The following is a 9,723-nucleotide window of genomic DNA, read 5'->3' as shown; positions in this document are numbered from 1 at the left end:
TCGCCGGCGGTCCGATGCGTGCGGTCCTCGAAACCCTCGGCGTCCAGGACGTCGTCGGCAAGTCGGTCGGCTCGTCGAACCCCTACAACATGGTGCGCGCGACCTTCGAGGCGCTGAAGGCTCAGTCTTCGCCCCGCCAGGTCGCCGCCAAGCGCGGCAAGAAGGTCGCCGACGTGCTGGGCCGCAAGGCCGACAGCGCTGCGGCCGCCGCCGCTGACGGAGAGTAACCCATGGCTAAGGTGACCGTTCGCCAGATCGCGAGCCCGATCCGCCGCAAGAGCGATCAGCGCGCGACCCTCATCGGGCTGGGCCTGAACCGCATTGGCCGCGTGTCGGTCCTGGAAGACACCCCGTCCGTACGCGGGATGATCGCCAAGGTCCATCACATGGTGGAAGTCGTCGAAGGCTAGATCAGCCTTTGGACTGGACGTTTAGGAGAGGCGGCGCCAAAAGCGTCGCCTCTTCGGCCGTTTCGGCGGCCGTTCGAATTTTTCAGCCGAGTCCGGGCGAGCGCCCGGGCGACAGATCTCCAAGGAGAGGCGTCACATGACCAAGCTCAACGAACTTTCCCCGAGCGCGGGTTCGACCAAGAACCGCATGCGCGTCGGCCGCGGCCCGGGCTCGGGCAAGGGCAAGACCGGCGGCCGCGGCGTGAAGGGCCAGAAGTCCCGCACCGGCGTCTCGATCGCCGGCTTCGAGGGCGGCCAGATGCCGCTGCACATGCGCATGCCCAAGCGCGGCTTCAACAACCCGTTCGCCAAGGAATTCGCCGAAGTGAACCTGTGGCGCCTGGAGCAGGCGATCGCCGCCGGCAAGCTCGACGCCAAGAAGGCCATCGACGGCGCGGCCCTCGTCGCCGCCGGCGTGCTGCGCCGTGAAAAGGACGGCGTGAAGCTGCTGGGCAAGGGCGAACTGAAGTCGAAGATCGACATCACCGTCTATTCGGCCTCGGCCTCGGCCAAGGCTGCGGTCGAAAAGGCTGGCGGCAAGGTCACCACGACCGCCCCGGCCGCGGAAGCCGCCGAGTAGGCACGCGTCAATCCCCGCGCCCGCGCGGGGACCCGAGGCTGATCTCCGGCGCAGCTGCGCCTTGACCTCCACCTGGCGTGGAGCAGGGCGCCGCAAGGGCGCCGGATGACAGCGCAGGACGGACGCCCTATGTACGGGCGTCAACCAGTCTGGGGTTCTAAATGGCTTCGGCCGCCGAACAGCTCGCAGCAAACATGAACTTCGGCGCCTTCCAGAAGGCGTCGGAGCTCCACAAGCGCATCTGGTTCACCCTGATCGCGCTGGTCGTCTACCGCCTCGGGACCTACATCCCGATCCCCGGCATCGATCCGGCCGCCTTCGCCCAGGCCTTCCAGGGCCAGGCGCAGGGCATCCTCGGCATGTTCAACATGTTCTCCGGGGGCGCGGTGGAGCGTATGGCGATCTTCTCGCTGAACGTGATGCCGTACATCTCGGCCTCGATCATCGTCCAGCTGCTGGGCACGGTCTATCCGCCGTGGGAGAAGCTGCGCAAGGAAGGCGGGGAGGCGGGCCGCAAGACCCTCAACCAATACACCCGCTATCTCACGGTCCTGCTGGCGCTGGTGCAGTCCGGCGCGATCGCCACCGGGCTCCAGAACAGCCCGAACCTGGTCCTGAACCCGGGCCTCTTCTTTATGGCCTCGACCATCGTCACCCTGACGGGCGGCACGATGTTCTTGATGTGGCTGGGCGAGCAGATCACCAGCCGCGGGGTCGGCAACGGCGTCTCGCTGATCATCTTCGCCGGCATCGTCGCGGTGCTGCCGCAGGGCGTCTGGCAGATGTTCACCATGACGCGGACCGGTTCGCTGTCGGCCTTCGCCATGTTCTCGATCATCGCCCTGGCCATCGCGGTCGTCTTCGCCATCGTGTTCATCGAGCGGGCCCAGCGCCGGCTGCTGGTGCAGTATCCGAAGCGCCAGCAAGGCAATCGCATGTTCGGCGGCGACACCTCGTTCCTGCCGCTGAAGATCAACACCGCCGGCGTCATTCCGCCGATCTTCGCCTCGTCGCTGCTGCTGCTGCCGACCACGGCGATGGGCTTCCTGGCCACCGCGGACCTGCCGGCCTGGGCGCAATGGCTGCCCGGCCTGGTCGGCCAGCTCCAGCACGGACGCCCGGCGTTCATGGTGCTCTATGCGGTGCTGATCATCTTCTTCTGCTTCTTCTACACCTCGGTCGTGTTCAATCCGGAGGACACCGCCGAGAACCTGCGCAAGTACGGCGGCTTCCTGCCCGGCATCCGTCCGGGCAAGCGGACGGCGGAATATCTGGACTATGTGCTGACCCGCCTGACGGTGATCGGCGCGGCCTACATCACCATCGTCTGCCTGATGCCCGAGGCGTTGATCGGCTACTTCAAGGCGCCGTTCTATCTCGGCGGCACCTCGATCCTGATCGTGGTGAGCGTGACCATGGATACGGTCACCCAGATCCAGTCGCACCTGCTGGCCCACCAGTACGAAGGCCTGATCAAGAAATCCAAGCTGCGCGGCGGCCGCGCGCGCTAGGGAGCCGATTTGAGAACCGGCCTAGGGGTGGCCGGGGAGGGGACACGCTACAAGATGAACTTGATCCTGTTCGGCCCGCCCGCGGCGGGCAAGGGAACCCAGGCCAAGCGCCTGGTCGAGTCCCGCAAGATGGTCCAGCTTTCCACCGGAGACATGCTCCGCGCGGCGATCGCCTCGGGCTCCGAGCTCGGCAAGAAGGTCGAGGGCGTGATGCAACGGGGCGAGCTGGTCACCGACGAGATCGTCATCGCCCTGATCGAGGAGCGCCTGCCTGAAGCCGAAGCCGCCGGCGGAGCGATCTTCGACGGGTTCCCGCGGACCCTGGCCCAGGCCAAGGCCCTGGACGAGATGCTGGCCAAGCGCGGCTCGCGAATCGATCTAGTGCTCCGCCTGAAGGTGGACGACGTGCAACTCCTGGAGCGGGTCGCCGGCCGTTTCGCCGAGTCGGGCCGCCCCGACGACAATCCCGAGAGCTTCAAGGTGCGGCTCTCGGCCTATAACGAACAGACCGCGCCGCTGCTGCCCTACTACAAGGACCAGGGAAAACTGGCCGAACTGGACGGCATGGGCTCGATCGAAGATGTCGCCGCCGGGATCGACCAGGCCCTCAAGGCCTGAGATCCGGCGACCATTCCGCCCAGCGATCGTCTGGAGTCTGAAAAGCCTCAGATTCCTGTGATTGCTCCATTGACGGAAACGCAACGTTCCCTATAACGGTGCGCTTCCGCGAAAGGGCGCGAAGGACGTGCCGGCCTTCCCACTGGGGATTCTGGGCCGGGGCGCCGTTCGCGCTTCTCTGCGTGACTAGGAGATTCAACGCGTGGCCCGTATCGCTGGCGTCAACATTCCGACTAACAAGCGCGTCGTGATCGCGCTGCAGTACATCCATGGGATCGGCCAGGCGAAAGCCAAGGAGATCGTCCAGAAGGTTGGCATCGAGGACGCGCGCCGCGTCAATCAGCTGACCGACGCCGAGGTGCTGCAAATCCGCGAGGCGATCGACCGCGACTATCTGGTCGAGGGCGACCTGCGTCGCGAGACCGCGGTCAACATCAAGCGTCTGATGGACTTGGCCTGCTACCGCGGCCTGCGTCATCGCAAGGGCCTTCCGGTCCGCGGCCAGCGCACCCATACCAACGCCCGCACCCGCAAGGGTCCGGCCAAGCCGATCGCCGGCAAGAAAAAGTAAGAGAGCTTAGCGATGGCCAAGGAACCGGCTCGCGTCAAACGTCGCGAACGCAAGAACATCACCTCGGGCGTGGCGCATGTGAACGCCTCGTTCAACAACACCATGATCACCATCACGGACGCGCAGGGGAACGCCATCTCCTGGTCGTCGGCCGGCATGATGGGCTTCAAGGGTTCGCGCAAGTCCACCCCGTACGCCGCCCAGATGGCGGCCGAGGACGCCGGCCGCAAGGCCGCCGAGCATGGCGTGAAGACCCTCGAAGTGAACGTCTCGGGTCCGGGTTCCGGCCGTGAGTCGGCGCTGCGCGCGCTGCAGGCCGTCGGCATGACGATCACCACCATCCGCGACGTGACCCCCATTCCGCACAACGGCTGCCGTCCGCCCAAGCGCCGGCGGGTCTAAGTACCGCAGTACCGCACTCCCCACGCGCCGGACCGAGAATTTCGTGTCCGGCGATCCTGCGTTTCGAGGGACATCTCTACGTGATCGAAAGAAACTGGAACGAGCTCATCCGTCCCGAGAAGCCGCTGATCGAAGCCGGAGCCGACGCGAACCGCAAGGCGCGTCTGGTGGCCGAGCCGCTCGAGCGCGGTTTCGGGGTGACGCTCGGCAACAGCCTCCGCCGGGTGCTGCTGTCGTCGCTGCAGGGCGCGGCCGTGACCGCCGTCCAGATCGACGGCGTCGTGCATGAGTTCTCGTCGCTCGAGGGCGTCCGCGAGGACGTCGTCGACATCGTCCTGAACATCAAGCAACTGGCGCTGCGCATGCACGCCGAAGGCCCCAAGCGCATGACCCTGCGCGCGACCGGTCCTGGCGCGGTGACCGCCGGTCAGATCGAGGCGCCGGCCGACATCGAGATCCTGAACCCCGACCACGTGCTCTGCACGCTGGACGACGGCGCCAGCGTGCGCATGGAGTTCACGGTCAACAACGGCAAGGGCTATGTCCCGGCCGAGCGCAACCGCCCGGAAGACGCTCCGATCGGCCTGATCGCCGTCGACAGCCTCTATTCGCCGGTCAAGCGCGTCGCCTATCGCGTCGAGCCGACCCGTCAGGGCCAGAGCCTCGACTACGACAAGCTGATCATGGAAGTGGAGACCAACGGCGCGATCTCGCCGGTGGACGCCGTGGCCTACGCCGCCCGCATCCTGCAGGACCAGCTCCAGATCTTCATCACCTTCGAAGAGCCGAAGAAGAAGGTCGAAGGCGAGAGCAAGCCGGAACTGCCGTTCAATCCGGCGCTGCTGAAGAAGGTCGACGAGCTCGAACTGTCGGTGCGCTCGGCCAACTGCCTGAAGAACGACAACATCGTCTATATCGGCGACCTGATCCAGAAGACCGAGGCGGAGATGCTCCGCACCCCGAACTTCGGCCGCAAGTCGCTGAACGAGATCAAGGAAGTGCTGGCTGGCATGAACCTGCATCTCGGCATGGACGTGCCGAACTGGCCGCCTGAGAACATCGAAGAACTCGCCAAGAAGTTCGACGATCAAATGTAAGGCGTTCCGGGATCGCATGGCCGGTCCCGGACCTGAAGATTGGGGACGCCTTGGGCGGAAATTCCGTCCGAGGCGTCCTCGCGCTGACTCCGGGCCGCTTCTGCGGCATGGGCTCGAAGAAGCCGCGACCGCGGTGGAGGGCTCCGGCGCTTCGTTTTGACCCTGGCGGGAGCAGCCCGGGACTTGGTTAGGCTAAGGACGGCTTTGCTCGAGAGCAGGACGTCCAGCGGGTCGAGCGACCCAGGAGACAAGACATGCGCCACGGCAAAGCCCACCGCAAACTGGGTCGGACCACCGCCCACCGCACCGCGATGTTCGCCAACATGGCGGCGAGCCTGATCAAGCACGAGCAGATCGTGACCACCCTGCCGAAGGCCAAGGAACTGCGCCCGGTCGTCGAAAAGCTGGTCACCCTGGCCAAGCGCGGCGACCTGCACGCTCGCCGCCAGGCGATCAGCAAGGTCCGTGACGTCGAGCAGGTCGGCAAGCTCTTCGCCGTCCTCGGCCCGCGCTACAAGGAACGCCAGGGCGGCTATATCCGCGTCCTGAAGGCTGGCTATCGTCATGGCGACAACGCCCCGCTGGCCGTGATCGAGTTCGTCGATCGCGACCCGGCCGAAAAGGGCAAGGACTCCGGTCCGGTCCAGGCCATGGCCTTTGCCGACGAATAGGCCCCACGGCGTTTGCAGATTTCCAGAGCCCCGGACGGCGACGTCCGGGGCTTTTGCGTTTCGCTCGCCCTTTTTCATCGATATGATTGCGTATAAGAGGAAATATTGTACGATCGAGAAATCGTATCCCGATAGGAAGGGTTCGAGATGAGCGACCGCGCCCGGCTTCCGACCATCGGTCCCTTGCTCTGGTGTCGCGACCCCATTGCGGCTATCGCCTGGCTGGAGAAGGCCTTCGGCTTCGAGGTCGGGATGATCGTCGAGGATGGGAAGGGCGGGGTGGTCCATTCCGAACTTCGCCTGCATGACGGCTATATCATGGTCGTCGGCCCGCCTAGCGGCCGTGCGGTCAGCCCGATGAACTTCGGCGGTCGGGCCACCCAGTCGATCCACGTGCAGCTTTCCGAGGGGCTGGACGCCTTGTGCGAAAGGGCGCGGGCGGCCGGCGCGGCGATCGAGCGCGAGCCGGCCGACCAGCCCTATGGCGACCGCGTCTTCACCTGCCGCGACCTGGAGGACCATCCCTGGTCGTTCGGCCAGACGGTCCAGGCGCTCTCCCCGGCGGAGATGGCGCAGGCGACGGGACACAGGATCAGAGGAGGAACCGCATGACGGCGCGTTTGAGTTCGGCCGTGGTCTATCAGAACCCGAAGGCGGCCCTGGCCTGGCTGGAAAAGGCCTTCGGTTTCGAACTGGCCATGCTGCTGGAGGACGCAGACGGCAATCTCGCCCATTCGCAGATGGAGTTCGGCGACAGCTACATCATGGTCGGCCAGGAGTGGAGCGACGACCACAAGAGCCCGCGGTCGATCGGCGGCAAGAACACCCAGACCGTGCACATTCAGGTCGAGGGCGATCTGGATGCGCATTGCGAGCGGGCGCGGGCGGCCGGAGCGGAGATCATCGCCGAGCCGGAGACCCAGTTCTATGGCGACCGCACCTATCGCTGCCGCGACCTCGAGGGGCACATCTGGACGGTCTCGCAGACCGTCAAGGCGGTGAGCCGCGAGGAAGCCGAGGCGGCGAGCGGCCTGAAGATCACCGGCTGGCGATGAGCGCGCAACCGGCCGAGATCGACGCCACCCTGGCGGCTCTGGCCGATCCGTATCGGCGCCGCGCGGTGGATATCCTGGCGCGCGGACCGCGCCCAGCCGGCGAACTGGCGCGCGAGCTCGGGCTGTCGGCGCCGACCATGAGCCGGCACCTGCGCGCCCTGCGCGAAAGCGGCCTTGTCGAGGAAAGCCATCCGGATTTCGATGCGCGCGTGCGCATCTACGCCCTGAGGCCGCAACCCATGGTGCATCTGCTGCGATGGCTCGAAGAGAGCGAGCGACTGTGGTCGGAGCAACTGACCGCCTTCAAGGCGCATGTCGAGCGCATGCCGTGACCTCGAAGGTCTATGTCGCGCTGCGGGTGAAGGCGCCGCCCGAGCGGGCGTTCGCGGCCTTTGTCGGTGAAATCGGCGCCTGGTGGCGGCCAAACGGCCTCTTCCAGACGACGCCGCGCGCGCCAGGCGTCCTGGCGTTCGAGCCGGGTGAGGGCGGACGGCTGACCGAGACCCTGGCGAACGGCAAGGTGTTCGAGATCGGCCGCATCACCGCCTGGGAGCCGCCGACGCGATTGGTGTTCTCCTGGCGCCAGGCGAATTTCCCGCCCGACCTTCACACCGAGGTCGAGGTGCGTTTCGAGCCGGTCGGCGAGGAGACGCGGGTGAGCGTCGAGCATCGCGGTTTCGACCGCGTGCCGGCGGGCAGCGCCGCCCGCCACGGGTTCCCCGACCAGGCGCTGCTGATGCGGCTGGCCGAATGGTGGCGCGCGCTGCTGACATCCTATGGCGAGAGCGCCGCCTAGAAATCCGGCGCATGGTAATGAGACGCAAAGCGGCGCGCCCTTGAGTCCCCGATGGAGAATGGCATGAGCGATCAAGTTCAAGGCGGCGCGGAGGACGACAAGCGTTGGGCCGGCGCCTTCCGCTTCATCTTCGCCGCTGCGGTGATCAACGCGATCTCGTTCGGGATCATGATCCCGGTGCTGCCGAACCTCATCAAGGAGTTCACCGGCGGCGATACGGCCGCCGCCTCCGAATGGAACGTGGTGTTCGGGGCGGTCTGGGGCGTGATGCAGCTCTTCTGCGGCCCGATCCTGGGCATGATGTCCGACCGCTACGGGCGCCGGCCGATCCTGCTGATCTCCATCGGGGGCCTGGCCATCGACTTCCTGTTCATGGCTCTGGCGCCCAGCCTGATGTGGCTGTTCGTGGGGCGAGTGATCAACGGGCTCACCGCCGCCAGCTTCTCGACCGCCAACGCCTATGTCGCCGACGTGACCCCGCCGCAGAAGCGGGCCAAGGCGTTCGGCTGGATGGGCTCGGCCTTCTCCTTCGGCTTCATCGTCGGCCCGGTGCTGGGCGGCTTCCTCGGGGACATCGACCTGCGCCTGCCGTTCTTTGTGGCGGCGGGGCTGACGACCCTCAACTGGCTCTACGGCTTCTTCGTGCTGCCGGAATCGCTGACGCCGGAGCGGCGCGTGGCCCGGTTCGACTGGAAGCGGGCCAATCCGGTCGGCTCGCTCGGCTTCCTGCGCTCCCACAACGACCTGCTGGGGCTGGCGGGTGTCGGATTCCTGTTCCAGCTCGCCCATACGGTGCTGCCGTCGATCTTCGTGCTCTACGCCGGTTACCGCTATGACTGGACGCCGGGCATGATGGGCATGGCCATGATGGGGACCGGGATCGCCGGCGTCGTCGTCCAGACCATGCTGGTAGGGCCTGTCGTGGCGAAGATCGGCGAGCGCGGCGCCCTGCTGCTGGGGGCGGCCGCCGGCGCCGTCGGCTTCCTGATCTACGGCCTGGCTTCGGAAGGCTGGATGTATCTGGCCGGCATTCCGGTCTTCGCCTTCATGAACTTCCTGATGCCGGGGCTGCAGGGCCTGATGACCCGCCGCGTCGAGCCTTCCGGCCAGGGCCAGCTTCAGGGAGCCAACCAGGCCATGCAGGGCATCGCCTCGGTGATCGGACCGATCGTGTTCGGCACGGTCTTCGCCTGGTCGGTGCGCCACGACGGCCAGCTTCACGAGCCGGGCCTGGCGATCTTCCTCGCTTCGGGCATGCTGGTGGGCGCCTTCCTGCTGGCGCTCAAGGTCGGCCATGTGCGCAAGGCCGTCCAAGCAGCGGCTTAAGGCGGTTTCGCAGCGGCTCGCAGGGGTCTAAACCCGCCATCATTGCGCCCGAAAGCTTCGCAGAGTCCGGGGCGTACGACCAAGCTTGGAGACTCCATGCGCGCCTACCGCGTCCTGATCCCCGCCATGGCCTTGCTGGCCGCCTGTTCGGACCCGACGGCCAAGTCCAACGCCCAGATTCCTCCGCTGGCCCAGCCCGTCCGGGCCGCGCCCGGCGACGCCCTGACCATGAAGTCCTCGTTCGCGCCCGTGGTGAAACGGGCCGCGCCGGCCGTGGTCAACATCTCGTCCAAGCGGCTGGTGCGCCAGCGGGCCGACCCGTTCTGGGAGCTGTTCGGCATGGGCGCGCCGCGCGAGCGGATTCAGGGCTCGCTGGGCTCGGGTGTCATCGTCCGCGGCGACGGCGTCATCGTCACCAACAATCACGTGGTCGAGGGCGGGCAGGAGATCACCGTGGCCCTGGCCGACCGCCGCGAATATCCGGCCCGTATCCTGCTGGCCGATCCGCGCACCGATCTGGCCGTGCTGAAGATCGACGTCGGAAACGAGCGCCTGCCGACCCTGGCCATCGACGATTCGGGCGAGGTCCAGGTCGGCGACCTGGTGCTGGCCATCGGCGACCCGTTCGGCGTTGGTCAGACGGTGAC

General features: G+C 66.6%; 14 protein-coding genes and 1 pseudogene. All 15 read left to right on the top strand.

Features of this window, described 5'->3' with window-relative positions; genetic code table 11:
* Positions 1-227: pseudogene (locus tag ACE3TL_RS15445) on the top strand (30S ribosomal protein S5); the annotation flags it as partial.
* A gap of 3 nt (positions 228-230) precedes the next feature.
* Positions 231-410 carry a 50S ribosomal protein L30 gene (gene rpmD / locus ACE3TL_RS15440; protein ID WP_374532389.1) on the top strand — a complete coding sequence of 60 codons (180 nt, stop codon included), beginning with the start codon at positions 231-233 and terminating at the stop codon, positions 408-410.
* A 136-nt stretch (positions 411-546) separates the two neighbouring features.
* Positions 547-1,029, top strand: a complete 483-nt coding sequence (gene rplO / locus ACE3TL_RS15435) for a 50S ribosomal protein L15 (RefSeq protein ID WP_374579559.1) — start codon at positions 547-549, stop codon at positions 1,027-1,029.
* A gap of 161 nt (positions 1,030-1,190) precedes the next feature.
* Positions 1,191-2,540 (top strand): preprotein translocase subunit SecY, encoded by a 1,350-nt coding sequence (secY, locus tag ACE3TL_RS15430; protein ID WP_374579558.1) that lies wholly within the window; start codon positions 1,191-1,193, stop codon positions 2,538-2,540.
* Between the two features lie 54 nt (positions 2,541-2,594).
* Complete coding sequence (locus ACE3TL_RS15425) at positions 2,595-3,158, top strand: adenylate kinase (RefSeq protein ID WP_374579557.1); 564 nt, start codon at positions 2,595-2,597, stop codon at positions 3,156-3,158.
* A 202-nt stretch (positions 3,159-3,360) separates the two neighbouring features.
* A complete protein-coding gene (gene rpsM / locus ACE3TL_RS15420) occupies positions 3,361-3,729 on the top strand; it encodes a 30S ribosomal protein S13 (RefSeq protein WP_312167028.1) in 369 nt (122 codons plus the stop codon).
* A gap of 12 nt (positions 3,730-3,741) precedes the next feature.
* Positions 3,742-4,131 (top strand): 30S ribosomal protein S11, encoded by a 390-nt coding sequence (rpsK, locus tag ACE3TL_RS15415; RefSeq protein WP_293516134.1) that lies wholly within the window; start codon positions 3,742-3,744, stop codon positions 4,129-4,131.
* 80 nt (positions 4,132-4,211) lie between these two features.
* Entirely contained in the window at positions 4,212-5,228 is a 1,017-nt protein-coding gene (locus ACE3TL_RS15410; protein WP_374579556.1) for a DNA-directed RNA polymerase subunit alpha, read from the top strand.
* Positions 5,229-5,482: 254 nt separating this feature from the next.
* On the top strand, positions 5,483-5,899 hold the full coding sequence (rplQ, locus tag ACE3TL_RS15405; RefSeq protein ID WP_374579555.1) for a 50S ribosomal protein L17: 417 nt from the start codon (positions 5,483-5,485) through the stop codon (positions 5,897-5,899).
* A 147-nt stretch (positions 5,900-6,046) separates the two neighbouring features.
* The gene (locus ACE3TL_RS15400) at positions 6,047-6,511 is read left to right on the top strand and encodes a VOC family protein (protein WP_374579554.1); all 465 of its coding nucleotides are present in this window, start codon (positions 6,047-6,049) and stop codon (positions 6,509-6,511) included.
* Positions 6,508-6,954: a VOC family protein gene (locus tag ACE3TL_RS15395; RefSeq protein ID WP_374579553.1), complete on the top strand. Its 447-nt coding sequence runs from the start codon at positions 6,508-6,510 to the stop codon at positions 6,952-6,954. Before ACE3TL_RS15400 ends, ACE3TL_RS15395 begins: the two co-directional genes overlap by 4 nt.
* Positions 6,951-7,286, top strand: coding sequence for an ArsR/SmtB family transcription factor (locus tag ACE3TL_RS15390; RefSeq protein ID WP_374579552.1), 336 nt, complete (start codon positions 6,951-6,953; stop codon positions 7,284-7,286). Before ACE3TL_RS15395 ends, ACE3TL_RS15390 begins: the two co-directional genes overlap by 4 nt.
* The gene (locus ACE3TL_RS15385; protein WP_374579551.1) at positions 7,283-7,750 is read left to right on the top strand and encodes an SRPBCC family protein; all 468 of its coding nucleotides are present in this window, start codon (positions 7,283-7,285) and stop codon (positions 7,748-7,750) included. The genes ACE3TL_RS15390 and ACE3TL_RS15385 overlap by 4 nt, the downstream gene beginning before the upstream one ends.
* A gap of 63 nt (positions 7,751-7,813) precedes the next feature.
* A complete protein-coding gene (locus ACE3TL_RS15380) occupies positions 7,814-9,076 on the top strand; it encodes a TCR/Tet family MFS transporter (RefSeq protein WP_374579550.1) in 1,263 nt (420 codons plus the stop codon).
* A 96-nt stretch (positions 9,077-9,172) separates the two neighbouring features.
* Positions 9,173-9,723 (top strand): trypsin-like peptidase domain-containing protein (locus ACE3TL_RS15375; RefSeq protein WP_374579549.1); only part of this gene is annotated, 551 nt, incomplete at its 3' end.

It is taken from the genome of Phenylobacterium sp., from assembly GCF_041920015.1.
Classification (GTDB): domain Bacteria; phylum Pseudomonadota; class Alphaproteobacteria; order Caulobacterales; family Caulobacteraceae; genus Phenylobacterium.
The sequence above is the reverse complement of the archived record's forward strand: the minus strand, read 5'-3'. Positions and strand labels throughout refer to the sequence as shown.

Coding starts and splice junctions, on each gene's coding strand:
- rpmD (WP_374532389.1), top strand. CDS start 231: ATGGCTAAGGTGACCGTTCGCCAGATCGCGAGCCCGATCCGCCGCAAG.
- ACE3TL_RS15425 (WP_374579557.1), top strand. CDS start 2,595: ATGAACTTGATCCTGTTCGGCCCGCCCGCGGCGGGCAAGGGAACCCAG.
- ACE3TL_RS15400 (WP_374579554.1), top strand. CDS start 6,047: ATGAGCGACCGCGCCCGGCTTCCGACCATCGGTCCCTTGCTCTGGTGT.
- rpsK (WP_293516134.1), top strand. CDS start 3,742: ATGGCCAAGGAACCGGCTCGCGTCAAACGTCGCGAACGCAAGAACATC.
- rplQ (WP_374579555.1), top strand. CDS start 5,483: ATGCGCCACGGCAAAGCCCACCGCAAACTGGGTCGGACCACCGCCCAC.
- ACE3TL_RS15380 (WP_374579550.1), top strand. CDS start 7,814: ATGAGCGATCAAGTTCAAGGCGGCGCGGAGGACGACAAGCGTTGGGCC.
- ACE3TL_RS15395 (WP_374579553.1), top strand. CDS start 6,508: ATGACGGCGCGTTTGAGTTCGGCCGTGGTCTATCAGAACCCGAAGGCG.
- secY (WP_374579558.1), top strand. CDS start 1,191: ATGGCTTCGGCCGCCGAACAGCTCGCAGCAAACATGAACTTCGGCGCC.
- ACE3TL_RS15390 (WP_374579552.1), top strand. CDS start 6,951: ATGAGCGCGCAACCGGCCGAGATCGACGCCACCCTGGCGGCTCTGGCC.
- rplO (WP_374579559.1), top strand. CDS start 547: ATGACCAAGCTCAACGAACTTTCCCCGAGCGCGGGTTCGACCAAGAAC.